This is a genomic window from Flavobacterium soyae (genome assembly GCF_021245985.1).
GTDB classification, from domain to species: domain Bacteria; phylum Bacteroidota; class Bacteroidia; order Flavobacteriales; family Flavobacteriaceae; genus Flavobacterium; species Flavobacterium soyae.
Genome location: NZ_JAJQXA010000080.1, coordinates 1 through 251, shown reverse-complemented (window position 1 = coordinate 251; position 251 = coordinate 1). Strand labels below are relative to the sequence as shown.

General features: G+C 52.6%; 1 protein-coding gene. It reads left to right on the top strand.

Features of this window, described 5'->3' with window-relative positions:
• Window positions 1–251: hypothetical protein (locus LUU93_RS21665; protein ID WP_232683243.1), on the top strand; the 251-nt coding region annotated here is incomplete at both ends.

The window sequence follows — 251 nt, the reverse complement described above, 5'->3', positions numbered from 1 at the left end:
ATTAAGCGCTGTGATCCAGCCTACATGCTTAACGGCATCTGGAAGTTTTACAATTACAAACTATGATGCTTCGAATACCTATACGATAAGCCCTTCGGCAGGTGTTTCCCAGTCAGGGGACACCTTGACGGCACCGGCAGGAAGCTACACGGTAACGGCTTCAGCAAACGGCTGTACTTCGGGTGCATCCTCTGCTGCGGTTATCAATGCGCAGCCGGCTACCCCGGCAGTTCCGTCATTAAGCGCTGTGA